The organism is Streptomyces hygroscopicus subsp. hygroscopicus, from assembly GCF_030269125.1.
GTDB lineage: Bacteria > Actinomycetota > Actinomycetes > Streptomycetales > Streptomycetaceae > Streptomyces > Streptomyces hygroscopicus_C.
This window is the reverse complement of record NZ_BSSM01000013.1, coordinates 238,873-253,913: the sequence shown is the minus strand read 5'-3', so window position 1 is coordinate 253,913 and position 15,041 is coordinate 238,873. Positions and strand designations below refer to the sequence as shown.

At 71.6% G+C, this 15,041-nt stretch carries 9 protein-coding genes and 2 tRNA genes; 4 read left to right on the top strand and 7 right to left on the bottom strand.

What is annotated here, in order from left to right:
• Positions 1 to 25 precede the first annotated feature (25 nt).
• Positions 26 to 7,177, top strand: a complete 7,152-nt coding sequence (locus QSK45_RS27350; RefSeq protein WP_285561477.1) for an Ig-like domain repeat protein — start codon at positions 26 to 28, stop codon at positions 7,175 to 7,177.
• A 129-nt stretch (positions 7,178 to 7,306) separates the two neighbouring features.
• Here the strand turns inward: QSK45_RS27350 and QSK45_RS27345 are convergent.
• Positions 7,307 to 7,380 (bottom strand) — tRNA-Lys (locus tag QSK45_RS27345).
• 172 nt (positions 7,381 to 7,552) lie between these two features.
• On the opposite strand from QSK45_RS27345, the gene QSK45_RS27340 reads away from it, so the two are divergent.
• From QSK45_RS27340 to QSK45_RS27330, 3 genes are all read left to right on the top strand, one after another.
• The gene (locus QSK45_RS27340; protein ID WP_285561475.1) at positions 7,553 to 8,845 is read left to right on the top strand and encodes a peptidoglycan-binding protein; all 1,293 of its coding nucleotides are present in this window, start codon (positions 7,553 to 7,555) and stop codon (positions 8,843 to 8,845) included.
• Between the two features lie 75 nt (positions 8,846 to 8,920).
• Complete coding sequence (locus QSK45_RS27335) at positions 8,921 to 10,126, top strand: SPFH domain-containing protein (protein ID WP_285561474.1); 1,206 nt, start codon at positions 8,921 to 8,923, stop codon at positions 10,124 to 10,126.
• 79 nt (positions 10,127 to 10,205) lie between these two features.
• Positions 10,206 to 10,811: a lytic polysaccharide monooxygenase auxiliary activity family 9 protein gene (locus QSK45_RS27330; RefSeq protein ID WP_285561472.1), complete on the top strand. Its 606-nt coding sequence runs from the start codon at positions 10,206 to 10,208 to the stop codon at positions 10,809 to 10,811.
• Positions 10,812 to 10,854: 43 nt separating this feature from the next.
• On the opposite strand, the gene QSK45_RS27325 is transcribed toward QSK45_RS27330, so the two are convergent.
• From QSK45_RS27325 to ehuB, 6 genes are all read right to left on the bottom strand, one after another.
• Positions 10,855 to 10,928 (bottom strand) — tRNA-Lys (locus QSK45_RS27325).
• Between the two features lie 76 nt (positions 10,929 to 11,004).
• Positions 11,005 to 11,763, bottom strand: a complete 759-nt coding sequence (locus QSK45_RS27320; RefSeq protein WP_285561470.1) for an IclR family transcriptional regulator domain-containing protein — start codon at positions 11,761 to 11,763, stop codon at positions 11,005 to 11,007.
• Between the two features lie 213 nt (positions 11,764 to 11,976).
• Entirely contained in the window at positions 11,977 to 12,759 is a 783-nt protein-coding gene (gene ehuA, locus QSK45_RS27315) for an ectoine/hydroxyectoine ABC transporter ATP-binding protein EhuA (protein ID WP_285561468.1), read from the bottom strand.
• Entirely contained in the window at positions 12,749 to 13,399 is a 651-nt protein-coding gene (ehuD, locus tag QSK45_RS27310) for an ectoine/hydroxyectoine ABC transporter permease subunit EhuD (protein WP_285561463.1), read from the bottom strand. The genes ehuA and ehuD overlap by 11 nt, the downstream gene beginning before the upstream one ends.
• Positions 13,396 to 14,115: an ectoine/hydroxyectoine ABC transporter permease subunit EhuC gene (gene ehuC, locus QSK45_RS27305; protein WP_285561462.1), complete on the bottom strand. Its 720-nt coding sequence runs from the start codon at positions 14,113 to 14,115 to the stop codon at positions 13,396 to 13,398. The genes ehuD and ehuC overlap by 4 nt, the downstream gene beginning before the upstream one ends.
• Positions 14,112 to 15,026 carry an ectoine/hydroxyectoine ABC transporter substrate-binding protein EhuB gene (gene ehuB, locus QSK45_RS27300; protein ID WP_285561460.1) on the bottom strand — a complete coding sequence of 305 codons (915 nt, stop codon included), beginning with the start codon at positions 15,024 to 15,026 and terminating at the stop codon, positions 14,112 to 14,114. Before ehuB ends, ehuC begins: the two co-directional genes overlap by 4 nt.
• Positions 15,027 to 15,041 lie beyond the last annotated feature (15 nt).

The window sequence follows — 15,041 nt, the reverse complement described above, 5'->3', positions numbered from 1 at the left end:
CCCCGTCGGCGGCACACCCTTCGGTGTGGCGATCACTCCCGACGGCTCGACCGTCTACGTCACGAACTCCGGCGACGGCACGGTCAGCGTGATCAACACCGCCACCCAGACCGTCACCACCACCATCACCGTCGGCGGCACACCCTTCGGTGTGGCAGTGGCGCCCACGGGTTCTCTGGTTTATGTGGCGAACAACGGTGACGGCACGGTGAGCGTGATCGACACGGCCACCAAGACGGTCACCAACACCATCACCGTCGGCACCGCGCCTGTGGGAGTCGCCCTCGCGCCCGACGGATCTCATGTGTATGTGACCGACAACGGCGACAACACGGTCAGTGTGATCGACACGGCCGGTCAGACGGTGGTCGGTTCGATCGCCGTCGGCACCGGACCCTTCGGCATCGCGATCACTCCGGACGGGACCGCGGCGTACGTCGCGAACAACGGCGACGCGACCGTCAGCATCACCGCCACCGCTCCCTTCCCCACCGCCACCACCCTGACCTCCACCCCCGACCCCTCCGTCTTCGGCGAGGCGAAGACGCTGACCGCCACCGTCACCCCCGTGGCACCCGTCACTGGTACGCCGACGGGTACGGTCGACTTCTTCGACGGCGCCACTCTCATCGGTACCGCGACGCTGAGCGGCGGCACCGCCACCCTCACCACGTCGGCCCTCGCGGTCGGTTCGCACTCCCTGACGGCCGTCTACTCCGGCGACGCCGACTTCGCCGGCTCGACGTCTCTGGTGGACGTGCAGACGGTGACGCAGGCGGCGAGCGCTACCACCCTCACGTCGGCGCCCGATCCGTCTGTCTTCGGTGAGGCGAAGACCCTGACGGCGACGGTGACTGCCGTGCCGCCGGGTGTCGGTACGCCGACGGGTACGGTCGATTTCTTCGACGGCGCCACTCTCATCGGTACCGCGACGCTGAGCGGCGGTGTCGCCACCTTCACCACGTCCGCCCTCCCGGTCGGCACCCATTTCCTCACGGCTGTCTACAGCGGTGACGGCGACTTCACCGGGTCCACGTCGCCCGTGGACGTGCAGACGGTGACGCAGGCGGCGAGCGCTACCGCCCTCACGTCCGCGCCCGATCCGTCTGTCTTCGGTGAGGCGAAGACCCTGACGGCGACGGTGACTGCCGTGCCGCCGGGTGTCGGTACTCCGACGGGTACGGTCGATTTCTTCGACGGCGCCACTCTCATCGGTACCGCGACGCTGAGCGGCGGTGTCGCCACCTTCACCACGTCCGCCCTCCCGGTCGGCACCCATTCCCTCACGGCTGTCTACAGCGGTGACGGCGACTTCACCGGGTCCACGTCACCCGTGGACGTGCAGACGGTGACGCAGGCGGCGAGCGCCACCACCCTCACGTCGGCGCCCGATCCGTCTGTCTTTGGTGAGCCGAAGACGCTCACGGCCACGGTCACCGCCGTGCCGCCGGGTGCCGGTACGCCGACGGGTACGGTCGACTTCTTCGACGGTGCGACGCTGCTGGGGACCAGCGCTCTCGTCGGTGGTACCGCCACCCTGACCACGTCGGCCCTCGCCGTCGGGTCGCACTCGCTCACCGCCGTCTACAGCGGTGACGGCGACTTCACGGGTTCGACGTCTCCGGTGGACGTGCAGACGGTGACGCAGGCGGCGACGACCACCGGTCTCACGTCGGCGCCCGATCCGTCTGTCTTCGGTGAGGCGAAGATCCTGACGGCGACGGTTGCCGCCGTGCCGCCGGGAGCCGGCATCCCCACCGGTACCGTCGACTTCTTCGACGGTGCGACGCTGCTGGGTACCGGGACGCTGGTCGGGGGAACGGCGACGCTCACCACCTCCAGCCTGGCGGTGGGGTCGCATTCCCTGACGGCCGTGTACAGCGGGGACACGGAGTTCTCGGGTTCGACGTCTCCGGCGGACGTGCAGACGGTGACGCAGGCGGCGAGCGCCACTGCCCTCACGTCGGCGCCCGATCCGTCTGTCTTCGGTGAGCCGAAGACGCTCACGGCCACCGTCACCGCCGTGCCGCCGGGTGTCGGTACGCCGACGGGTACGGTCGACTTCTTCGACGGTGCGACGCTGCTGGGGACCAGCGCTCTCGTCGGTGGTACCGCCACCCTGACCACGTCGGCCCTCGCCGTCGGGTCGCACTCCCTCACCGCCGTCTACAGCGGTGACGCCGACTTCACCGGGTCCACGTCACCCGTGGACGTGCAGACGGTGACGCAGGCGGCGAGCGCTACCGCCCTCACGTCGGCGCCCGATCCGTCTGTCTTCGGTGAGCCGAAGACCCTGACGGCGACGGTGACTGCCGTGCCGCCGGGTGCCGGCACGCCGACGGGTACGGTCGACTTCTTCGACGGTGCGACGCTGCTGGGGACCAGCGCCCTCGTCGGTGGTACCGCCACCTTCACCACCTCCAGCCTCCCGATCGGCACCCATTCCCTGACGGCCGTGTACAGCGGCGACGCGGAGTTCTCGGGTTCGACTTCTCCGGTGGACGTGCAGACGGTGACGCAGGCGGCGACGACCACCGGTCTCACGTCGGCGCCCGATCCGTCTGTCTTCGGTGAGGCGAAGATCCTGACGGCGACGGTTGCCGCCGTGCCGCCGGGAGCCGGCATCCCCACCGGTACCGTCGACTTCTTCGACGGTGCGACGCTGCTGGGTACCGGGACGCTGGTCGGGGGAACGGCGACGCTCACCACCTCCAGCCTCGCGGTCGGGTCGCATTCCCTGACGGCCGTCTACAGCGGGGACACGGAGTTCTCGGGTTCGACGTCCCCGGCGGACGTCCAGACGGTGACGCAGGCGGCGAGCGCCACCACCCTCACCTCCGCGCCCGACCCCTCCGTGGCCGGTGAGCCGAAGACCCTGACGGCGACGGTTGCCGCCGTGCCGCCGGGAGCCGGCATCCCCACCGGTACCGTCGACTTCTTCGACGGTGCGACGCTGCTGGGGACCAGCACCCTCGTCGGCGGCGTCGCCACCCTGACCACGTCGGCCCTCACCGTCGGGTCGCATTCCCTGACGGCCGTCTACAGCGGTGACGGCGACTTCACCGGCTCGACGTCTCCGGCGGACGTCCAGACGGTGACCCAGGCGACGACCACCACCGCCCTCACCTCGGCGCCCGATCCTTCCGTCTTCGGGGAGGCGAAGACGCTCACCGCCATCGTCACCGCCGTACCACCCGGCGCGGGCACCCCCACCGGCACGGTCGACTTCTTCGACGGCGCCGTCCTCATCGGCACCGCGACGCTGAGCGGCGGCACGGCCACCCTCACCACTTCCAGCCTGGCGGTGGGGTCGCATTCCCTGACGGCCGTGTACAGCGGGGACACGGAGTTCTCGGGTTCGACGTCCCCGGTGGACGTCCAGACGGTGACCCAGGCGGCGAGCGCCACCACCCTCACGTCGGCGCCCGATCCGTCTGTCTTCGGTGAGCCGAAGACGCTCACGGCCACGGTCACCGCCGTGCCGCCGGGTGTCGGTACGCCGACGGGTACGGTCGACTTCTTCGACGGCGCGACGCTGCTCGGTACGGGCACCCTCGTCGGCGGTGTCGCCACCCTCACCACGTCGACCCTCGCGGTCGGGTCGCACTCCCTCACGGCTGTCTACAGCGGTGACGCCGACTTCAGTGGGTCCACGTCACTCGTGGACGTCCAGACGGTGGCGCAGGCGGCGAGCGCTACCACCCTCACGTCGGCGCCCGATCCGTCTGTCTTCGGTGAGCCGAAGACCCTCACGGCCACCGTCACCGCCGTACCACCCGGCGCGGGCACCCCCACCGGCACGGTCGACTTCTTCGACGGCGCCACTCTCATCGGTACCGCGACGCTGAGCGGCGGCACCGCGACCCTCACCACTTCCAGCCTGGCGGTGGGGTCGCATTCCCTGACGGCCGTGTACAGCGGTGACGCCGACTTCACGGGTTCGACGTCCCCGGTGGACGTCCAGACGGTGACCCAGGCGGCGACCACCACCGCCCTCACCTCCGCGCCCGATCCCTCCGCCTTCGGTGAGCCGAAGACCCTGACGGCGGCGGTGACTGCCGTGCCGCCGGGTGTCGGCACGCCGACGGGTACGGTCGACTTCTTCGACGGTGCGACGCTGCTCGGTACGGGCACCCTCGTCGGCGGTGTCGCCACCCTGACCACGTCGACCCTCGCGGTCGGGTCGCACTCCCTGACGGCTGTCTACAGCGGCGACGCGGAGTTCTCGGGTTCGACTTCTCCGGTGGACGTCCAGACGGTGACGCAGGCGGCGAGCGCCACCGCCCTCACCTCGGCGCCCGATCCGTCTGTCTTCGGTGAGGCGAAGACGCTCACCGCCATCGTCACCGCCGTACCACCCGGCGCGGGCACCCCCACCGGCACGGTCGACTTCTTCGACGGCGCCACATTGCTGGGCACCGCGACGCTGAGCGGTGGCACGGCGACGCTCACCACTTCCAGCCTGGCGGTGGGGTCGCATTCCCTGACGGCCGTGTACAGCGGCGACGCGGAGTTCTCGGGTTCGACGTCCCCGGTGGACGTCCAGACGGTGACCCAGGCGGCGAGCGCCACCACCCTCACCTCGGCGCCCGATCCTTCCGTCTTCGGGGAGGCGAAGACCCTGACCGCGACGGTCACCGCCGCACCGCCGGGAGCCGGTACGCCGACGGGTACGGTCGACTTCTTCGACGGCGCCACATTGCTGGGCACCGCGACGCTGAGCGGTGGCACGGCGACGCTCACCACTTCCAGCCTCGCGGTGGGGTCGCATTCCCTGACGGCCGTGTACAGCGGCGACGCGGAGTTCTCGGGTTCGACGTCTCCGGTGGACGTGCAGACGGTGACGCAGGCGGCGAGCTCCACCATCCTCACCTCGGCGCCCGATCCTTCCGTCTTCGGCCAGGCGAAGACCCTGACCGCGACGGTCACCGCCGCACCGCCGGGAGCCGGCACCCCCACGGGAACCGTCAGCTTCTTCGACGGCGCCGTCCTCATCGGCACCGCGACGCTGAGCGGTGGCACGGCGACGCTCACCACTTCCAGCCTCGCGGTGGGGTCGCATTCCCTGACGGCCGTGTACAGCGGTGACGGCGACTTCACGGGTTCGACGTCTCCGGTGGACGTGCAGACGGTGACGCAGGCGGCGAGCGCCACCACCCTCACCTCCGCCCCCGACCCCTCCGTCTTCGGCCAGGCGAAGACCCTGACCGCGACGGTCACCGCCGTACCACCGGGCGCGGGCACCCCCACCGGCACGGTCGACTTCTTCGACGGCGCCACCCTCATCGGCACCGCGACGCTGAGCGGCGGCACCGCGACCCTCACGACGACCGCTCTGAGCGTCGGCGCCCACTCGTTGACCGCCGTGTACAGCGGTGACGCCGACTTCACGGGTTCCACCTCGCCGGTGGACAGCCAGTCGGTGGTGAAGGGGTCGAGCTCGACGGTGGTGACGGTGGCGCCGGACCCGTCGGTGTTCGGCCAGGCGAAGACGCTGACGGCGACGGTCTCGGCGGTCGCGCCGGCGTCGGGTACGCCCACGGGGACGGTGACGTTCTACATCGGGGGCATCCCGCAGGCACCCGTACCGCTCGTCGGCGGCGTGGCGACCCTGACCACGTCGACGCTCCCCGTAGGCGTGCGCGGCATCCGCGCGGCGTACAACGGCGACGCGAACTTCAACGGATCGATGTCGGCCACCGTCACTGCCACGGTGACCAAGGCCGCTACGAGCACCGCCCTCACCTCGGCGCCCGATCCGTCGGTGTTCGGTCAGGCGAAGACGTTGACCGCGACGGTGTCCGTGGTGGCGCCGGGCGGCGGCACGCCGACCGGTACGGTGAGCTTCTTCGACGGCCCCACGCTGCTGGGCACGGGCACGCTCAGCGGCGGGGTGGCGACGCTCTCGGTCTCGAGTCTGGCGGTGGGGGGCCACGCGCTGACCGCCGTCTACGGGGGGAACGCCAGCTACCTGACGTCGACGTCTCCGGTGGACAGCCAGTCGGTGACGCAGGCGGCGAGCGCCACCGCCCTCACCTCCGCGCCCGACCCCTCCGTCTTCGGTCAGGCGAAGACCCTGACGGCGACGGTCACCGCGGTGGCTCCCGGGGCGGGCACTCCGACCGGGACCGTCAGCTTCTTCGACGGCGCGATGCTGCTCGGTACGGGGACGCTCAGCGGCGGGGTGGCGACGTTCACCACCGCCTCCCTGGCCGTCGGCGTGCATTCCCTCACCGCCGTCTACGGAGGGGACGCCGACTTCACTGGTTCGACGTCGCCGGTGGACAGCCAGTCGGTGACGCAGGCGGCGAGCGCCACCGCCCTCACCTCCGCGCCCGACCCCTCCGTCTTCGGTCAGGCGAAGACCCTGACGGCGACGGTCACCGCGGTGGCTCCCGGGGCGGGCACTCCGACCGGGACCGTCAGCTTCTTCGACGGCGCGACGCTGCTCGGTACGGGGACGCTGATCGCGGGGACGGCGACGCTCACCACGTCCGCCCTCGCGGTCGGGGCGCATTCCCTCACCGCCGTCTACGGCGGTGACGCCGACTTCACGGGTTCCACCTCGCCGGTGGACAGCCAGTCGGTGGTGAAGGGGTCGACCTCGACGGTGGTGACGACGGCGCCGGACCCGTCGGTGTTCGGCCAGGCGAAGACGCTGACGGCGACGGTCTCGGCGGTCGCGCCGGCGTCGGGTACGCCCACGGGGACGGTGACGTTCTTCATCGGGGGCATCCCGCAGGCACCCGTACCGCTCGTCGGCGGCGTGGCAACCCTGACCACGTCGACGCTCCCCGTAGGCGTGCGCGGCATCCGCGCGGCGTACAACGGCGACGGGAACTTCAACACCTCCATGTCACCGACCGTCAACACCACGGTGACCAAGGCCGCTACGGCGACGGCACTGTCCTCCGTGCCCAACCCCTCGTCCGTGGGGCAGACCGTGCTGCTGACGGCGACGGCCACCGTGGTGGCACCGGGCGGTGGGACACCCGCCGGGGTGGTGAGCTTCTTCGACGGGGCGACGCTGCTGGGTACGGGCACGCTCAGCGGGGGCGTGGCCACGTTCAGCACGTCCGCCCTCACCCTCGGGTCGCACGCGCTGACCGCCGTCTACGGCGGTAACTCCTCCTACACCACGTCCACCTCACCGGTGGACACCCACACCGTCCTGTAAGGGCGTCACCGGTCCCGCCCGGCAGGCTCCGGCCGGGACCGGAACGCCGCGGCAGGAACGGCAGGGGCGCGAATACGCCGAAGGGCGTTCTCGGAAACCGAGAACGCCCTTCGGCGTATTGATCGCTAGTGCGCCGCCAGGGACTCGAACCCCGGACCCGCTGATTAAGAGTCAGCTGCTCTAACCAACTGAGCTAGCGGCGCCTGCTGACAAGAGAACTCTACCTGACCTGTGGGGGTGCTCCGAACCACCGGGAGGGCGCTGGGAGGCCCGTACATCGTTCGGACCGTCAAAGTGCGCGTTCCGTGGACAGTTGTGAAACTGATCAACGTGCACACAAGCGGACAAAACCACCACGAATGTGAGGCGGATCGCATGGCCGCTCCGGCGTTCGAGGAGTTCGAACCCGCGCGCGACCGCGACTGCCCCGGCTGTGTCCACCGGTGGCGCACCCGTCGCCGCCCGCTGTCCGGCCGCCTCGCCCACCTCCCCGCGACCCGGGGGATGGCCGTCGTGGCCGCCGTGTCCGCCGTCCTCGGCGCGGTGACGACCCCGGCGGCCGCCCTCCCCGGCTGCCCCTCCCCGCACCGCCAGGCCGTGCCCGGCGACGGCGAGCCCGACACCCCCCAGGGCGCCGAGGCCCCGCTGCACGGCCCCGGCGGCAAACCCGCCGGGGCCGGCGGCGCCCCCGCCCCGCACACCACCCGCAGCGCCATCATCAAGCGGGCCAGGTCCTGGGTGACGGCGAAGGTGCCGTACAGCATGAGCCGTTACTGGAACGACGGCTACCGGCAGGACTGCTCGGGCTACGTCTCCATGGCCTGGGGCCTGAACAGCAACCAGTGGACGGGCAGCCTCGCCAAGTACGGCGTGAAGATCACCAAGTCCCAGCTCCAGCCCGGCGACATCCTGCTGTACCACAACACCGCCAATCCCCAGAAGGGCTCGCATGTGGTGATCTTCGGCGGCTGGACGAACCACAAGCACACCTCCTACACGGTCTACGAGCAGACACCCCCGCACGCCCGCAGCCGGACCACGCCCTACCCCTACTGGAGCCACGCCGGCAAGTACGTCCCCTACCGCTACAAGGGGCTGGCCGCCGGCAACGCGGGCGCCGAGGCGTCGGGCGGCAAGGCCCCGACCGCCTTCCCGGGCGCGGACTCCTTCGGGCCCGGAGCGGTCAACGCGTACATCACCGAGCTGGGCCGGATGCTGGTGGCCCGGGGCGCGGGAGCGTACTACCCGGAGGGTCCGGGCCCGGCCTGGAGCGAGGCGGACCGGCGGGCCACCGAGGCGTTCCAGCGGGCCCAGGGCTGGAGCCCCGAGGAGGCCGACGGGCGGCCGGGCCCGCGCACCTGGGAACTGCTCGCCACCGGCGGGGGCCGGGACATCGCCCCGGGCGCGGACGGCCCCGCCTCGCACGGGGTGCCCGGCTACCCCGGCAAGGGCTACTTCCGCCCGGGGCAGAGCAACGACCACATCGCCCGGCTGGGCGCCCAGCTGGTGCGAAAGGGGTTCGGCCGGTTCTACGGCGACGGGCCCGTGCCGCAGTGGGGCGAGGCGCACCGGCAGGCCGTGGCCGCCTTCCAGCGCGGCCAGGGCTGGCGCGGCGGCGCGGCCGACGGCTCGCCGGGCCCGGAGACCTGGCGGCGGCTGTTCGCCTAGTCGCCGACCCGACCGCCGTACATCTCAGTCCTGTTCACGTTCATGACGCATCTGGCGCGGAGGCTGGAGGCACGCATGAGTACGACCACCTCGCACACACCGTCCGAATCCGAGGGGCGGCCCCAGGCGGCCACGGCCACCGGCACCCGCCCGGCCCGGCTGATCCAGAACGAGTCCACCACCGAGATCCCGGTCCACCTGCTCTTCCGCGACGACCCCGACGACGGGCACGGCCCCGGCGGCCGCGATCCGCTACGGATGCCGGCCAGGCCCGCCGTCGTCGGGCGCCGGCAGGGCACCGGCGAGCTGCCGCGCGCGGACCGCCCGGCGCCGGGGCGGCGGCGCCCGCGGCCCTGGATCGACCCGGAGCTGACGGAACGTCCGGCGCGGGTGCTGCCAGGGGCGGCCGGGGTGCTCGCCGGGGCCTGCGGGGTCAGCGGCTGCCTGGCCGCCTCCTGGTGGGCGGGGGTGCTGCCACCGCTCGCCGCCCAGGCGCTGCGCCTGCCGGAGCCCGCGGGCGCGGGGCTGGGCCCCGCGCAGTGGGCGGCGTACGCGGGGGCCGGGCTGCTCGGCGCGGCCGGGTTCGGCGGGCTGGCCCGGGGCCGCACCGGACGGGCCTGGGTCGTGGGCCTGTTCGGGCGTTACCGGGGGACGGTACGGCGCACCGGGCTGCTCTGGGTCAACCCGCTGCTGCGCCGTCGGCGGGTCGACGTACGGCTGCGGCACTGGCGCAGCGAGGTGATCCCGGCCGCCGATCCGGGCGGCACCCCGCTGCGGGTGGTGGTGCTGGTGGTGTGGCGGGTGCGGGACACCGCGCGCGCGGTGCTCGGCCTGGAGGACCACGAGCGGTACCTGCGCGAGTGCGTGGAGGCGGCGCTGGCCCGGGTGCCGGTGCAGCCGGCGGGTGGCGGCCGGGGCGGCCCCGCGGCGGCGGGGGAGGCGCTGACGCGGCTGGTGACGGCGGAGACCGCGCCGGCCGGCCTGGAGGTGTTCTCCGTGCGGCCGTTGCGGGTGGAGTACGCCCCGGAGGTCGCGGCCGCGATGGAGCGCCGCAGGATCGCCGCGCTGGACGCCCGGGAGCGGGCCGGCCTGCTCAGCTCGGTGGTGGACTCCGTGGAGGACACGGTGACCCGGCTGACCAGGCGCGGCCTGGTCGATCTCGACGACTACGAGCGCAAGGCGCTGGTACGCGACCTCACGGTGGCGTTCTGCGCGGGCCGCGGGGAGCGGGTGCGGCCGGGCGCAGCCGCCTCCGCCACTGGTATGGACATGCTCAAGTGACGGCAATAATCTGAGACTTGGTCTAGACCTTCCTCATGCACGGCTCACCGAACTCCCCACGTTCTCCAGGAGCGGCAGCATGCGCACCCAGACCAGACTGTCCGCTGTCGTGCTCGGAGCGGTGACCGCCGGAGCGTTCGCGCTCTCCACCGGCGGCGCCAGCGGGCACGGCTACACCGACCTCCCCGTCAGCAGGCAGAAGCTCTGCGCCAACGGCACGGTCACGGGCTGCGGCGACATCCAGTACGAGCCGCAGAGCGTCGAGGGCCCCAAGGGCTTCCCGGCCGCCGGGCCCGCCGACGGCCGGCTCTGCGACGGCGGCGTGGACCGCTTCGCCCAGCTCGGCTCGCCGACCACCCCGTCCGGCACCGCCTGGCCCACCACCCGGGTGACCGGCGGGCAGTCGTACACCTTCCGCTGGCAGTTCACCGCCCGGCACGCCACGACGGACTTCAGGTACTACGTCACCAGGCAGGGCTGGGACCAGAACCATCGGCTGTCCCGCTCGGACCTCGACCTCACGCCGTTCCTGACGGTGCCCTACAACGGTCAGCAGCCGCCGGCGACGCTGAGTCACAGCGGCACCCTGCCGACCGGTCTGTCCGGCCACCACGTCATCCTCGCGGTGTGGACCGTCGCCGACACGGGGAACGCCTTCTACGCCTGCTCGGACGTCGAATTCTGAGGCACGCCGAAGGGCCCCTCGCACGCGAGGGGCCCTTCTTCTGTGCGCCGCCAGGGACTCGAACCCCGGACCCGCTGATTAAGAGTCAGCTGCTCTAACCAACTGAGCTAGCGGCGCATGACTCCCGCCTTCCGCTTTCCGCGGCCGGCGACGAAGAAAATACTACCTGGTCCCGAGGGGTGCTCGTGACCACCTAGATGGCCAGCGACAGCAGGACCGGCGCCGCGTTCCGGTTCAGCGCGTCCGCGGCCTGCTTCAGCCGGTGGGCGTGCTCCACCGGGAGTGACACGGCCAGGCAGCCGACCGAGGCGCCCGCGGTGATCGGGACGGCCGCGCAGACCGTGCCCACCGCGTACTCCTGGAGGTCGAGCACCGGAACCGTCGGCGGCTGGGACTCCAGGCGGGACAGGAGCAGCTTGTCGCTGGTGATGGTGCGCGAGGTGAGCCGGGCCATCTTGTGCCGGGCGAGATGATCGCGGCGCGCGTTGTGGTCCAGCTGGGTCAGGAGGCTCTTGCCGACCGCGGTGGCGTGGGCCGAGTAGCGGAAGTCCACCCATTCGTTGACCGCCGGGGCGGTGGGTCCGGCCGCGTACTGGGTGACCTTGACCTCGCCGTCCACGTACCGGCTGATGTAGACCGCCGCGCCGACCGAGTCGCGCAGCCGGTCCAGGGTGCGCTGGAGCTTGTCGGCGAGGGCCCGCTCGCGGTCCTGGGCCGAGGTCAGCCGGCGCAGCGTGTCGCCGGTGACGTACGCCCCGCCGCCGATCTGCTCCACGTACCCCTCGCGGCGCAGCATCCGCAGCAGCAGGGTGAGCCGCTCGGGGCCGAGGCCGGTGTGCCGGGCCAGGTCGGCCTCGGTGACCCCGACGGCGGCGCGTGCCACGGTCTCCAGCACGCGCAGCGCGTCCTGGGCGGAGTGGTACGGGGCGGTCGGCTCGTGCTTCAGCGCCACGGTGGGTCCCCCCTGCGCTCGCTTACTGGGCCGTGGTTTCCGGACGGTGTGGCGATACCACGATAACGGGCAAACGGCCGCCGGGAAGAGGGCGTTGACAAGATTCAGGCCCGTCTGCCCCGGCCCGGCGGCGGCCCCAACTGCGGCGAAGGCCCGCTGGCATATGCCATGGTCATGCCCCAGTGGCTGGACCTCGACGGTTGCCCGTCGTGCTCACAGAACCGCGCCGAGGAATTCCCGGGTGCGGTCCTGCTCCGGGTCGCTGAAGATCTTCTCCGGGGGGCCCGACTCGATCACCCGGCCCCCGTCGAACATCAGTACCTGATCGGAGATGTCCCGGGCGAAACCCATCTCGTGGGTCACGCACAGCATCGTGATGTCGGTGCTGCGCGCGATGTCCCGCAGCAGGTCGAGCACGCCCGCGACCAGCTCGGGGTCGAGCGCGGAGGTCACCTCGTCCAGCAGCAGCACCCGCGGCCGCATCGCCAGCGCCCGTGCGATCGCCACCCGCTGCTGCTGCCCGCCGGACAGCTGGGCCGGGCGCGCCCCGCACTTGTCGGCGAGGCCCACCAGCTCCAGCAGCTCCCGCGCCCGCTCCTCCGCCTCGTCCTTGGACAGGCCGAGGACCTGCACCGGCGCCTCGGTGAGGTTGCGCAGCACGGACATGTTCGGGAACAGGTTGAAGTGCTGGAAGACCATCCCGATCTTCTTGCGCACCTCCCGGACCTGCTTCTCCGGCGCGGGGAACAGCGGTTCGCCGTCGACGGTGATGGTCCCCTCGTCCGGCTTGGCGAGGGTCATCAGGAGTCTGAGGATCGTGGTCTTGCCGGAGCCGGAGGGTCCGATCAGGGTGACGTGCCTGCCGGGCCGGACGGCGAAGTCCAGGTGGTCGAGCACGGTGTTCGCGCCGAAGCGCTTGGTGACCTGCTCCAGGCGGATCAGATCGGCCGGCTGGGCGGCGGTGACGGACGGCTCGGTACGGGTCTCAACGGACAAGGCGTCGCTCCAGGGCTCGCAGGAGAAGGGAGGCCAGGTAGGAGATGAGGACGAAGGCCACGCCGATCACGGTGAGCGGTTCGGTGAACTGGAAGCGCTGCTGGGAGAAGAGCCGGGCCTGGCCCAGCATCTCCAGCACGGTGATCACCATCAGCATCGGTGTGTCCTTGAGCATGGAGATCACGTAGTTGCCCAGCGCCGGCACCACCCGGCGGATCGCCTGCGGCAGGATCACCACGGTCCAGGTCCGCCGCCGCGGCAGGTTCAGCGCGGTCGCCGCCTCCCACTGGCCGACGGGCACCGCCTCGATGCCGGCCCGGTAGACCTGCATGGTGTACGTCGAGTAGTGCAGGCCGATCGCGAAGACGCCGGTGGTCAGCGCGGAGAACGTCAGCCCCCACTCCGGCAGCACGTAGAAGAGGAAGAACAGCTGCACCAGCAGCGGGGTGTCGCGCACGAACTCCGTGACCACCCCGACCGGCCAACGCACCCACCGGGTCGGCGCCCGCATCAGCAGCGTCCACACCAGGCCGAGGGTGAAGGACAGCAGCGAGCCCAGCACCAGCGCCTGGAGGGTGACCAGGAGGCCGTCCCGGAAGTGCGGCATGAAGTCGCTCACCGCGTGCCAGTCCCACGTCATGCGACACCACCGCCCACCCCGGTCGTCCGGGCCCGCTTCAGCTCACGCGCCGCCCGCTCCGTGCCGGCGTCCTTGCCGATCCCGGCCTTCAGCCGCTTCTCCAGGCCGCGCATCAGCCGGGTCAGCACGAAGGCGATCACGAAGTAGAAGACCAGCACGTACGTGTAGATCTCCGCGCTCTGCTGGAGCGCGAGCCGCACCAGGTTGGCGCTGAACGTCAGATCGCCCATGCCCATGACCGACACCAGCGCGGTGCCCTTGAGCAGCTCGATCAGCAGATTGCAGAAGGAGGGGATCATCTCCGGCACCGCCTGCGGCAGCACGATCAGCCGCATCCGCTGCGCCGGCGTGAAGCTCAGCGCGATCCCGCCCTCGCGCTGCGCCGGGTCCACCGCGTTCAGCGCCCCGCGCACGACCTCGGAGCCGTACGCGCCGTACGTCAGCCCCAGCGCCAGCGTGCCCGCCCACATCGGCACCAGCTGCCATCCGAAGGCGATCGGCAGCACGAAGAACACCCAGAAGATCATCACCAGCGCCGAGGTGCCGCGGAAGACCTCGGTGTAGACGCCGGCCACGAAGCGCACGATCCACAGTCGGTGGGTGCGCGCCATGCCGACCACGAAGGACACCGCGGTGGCCAGCAGCGCGCTGAACACCAGCAGCTGGACGGTGGTCCAGACGCCCTTGAGCACCAGTTCCCAGAGCCCCGAGGTCATCGCCCGCACAGCTCCTTCGCCGTCAGATCCGTCATCTCGGCCTTGGTGAACCCGAACGGCCGCAGGATCCGGAACAGCTCCCCGGTCCGCTTCAGCGCGCGCAGCTCGGCGTTGAAGGCGTCCCGCAGCCGCGTCTCGGTCGGCCGGAACGCGAACGCCCCGCCGTCCACATGGGGCTTGCCCCCGACCAGCGGCGCGAACGGCGCGGTGGCCTCCGCCCTGGCCGACTTCTTCACGACCTCCCGGGTGGTGAGCGCCGTGCCCGCGAACACGTCCACGCGGCCCGCCTCGACCGCGTTCAGCCCGGCCACCTGGTCCGGCACGATCAGGATGTCGCTCTGCCGGTAACCCGCCTCGACGACGTACTGGATCTCGGCGTACCCGGTCCCGGTCGCGAACCTCGCCTTCTTCGCGACGACGTCCTCGTAGGAGTGCAACCCCTTCGGGTTCCCCTTGCGGACGATGAACGAATCCAGCATCTGGTAATCCGGGTCCGCGAAGATCACCTGCTCGCAGCGGTCGGCGTTGACGTACATGCCGGCCGCGACCACGTCGAACTGCTGGGAGTTCAGGCCGGGGATGAGGGAGCCGAACTCGGTCGGCACCGGCTGCACCCGGTCCACCCCGAGCCGCTTGAAGACCGCCTTCGCCAGCTCGGGCGCCTCGCCGGTGAGGCGGCCGTCCTTGTCGATGTACCCGAAGGGGATCTCACCCGCGATCCCGAGCCGTACGACGCCCTGCGCGCGGAGCCGGTCGAGCAGTTCGCCGCCGTTCCCGCCCGCGGCCGCCACCCGGGCACAGCCCGCGGCACCCAGGGCCCCGAGCGCCGCCATCGAGCCGAGCAGCGTGCGCCGACCGGGTCTGTGATCCGACCGGAAAGTGTGTACGTCGTTCCCATGTGGTGGAGCCATGGCGGCGCGGCTACC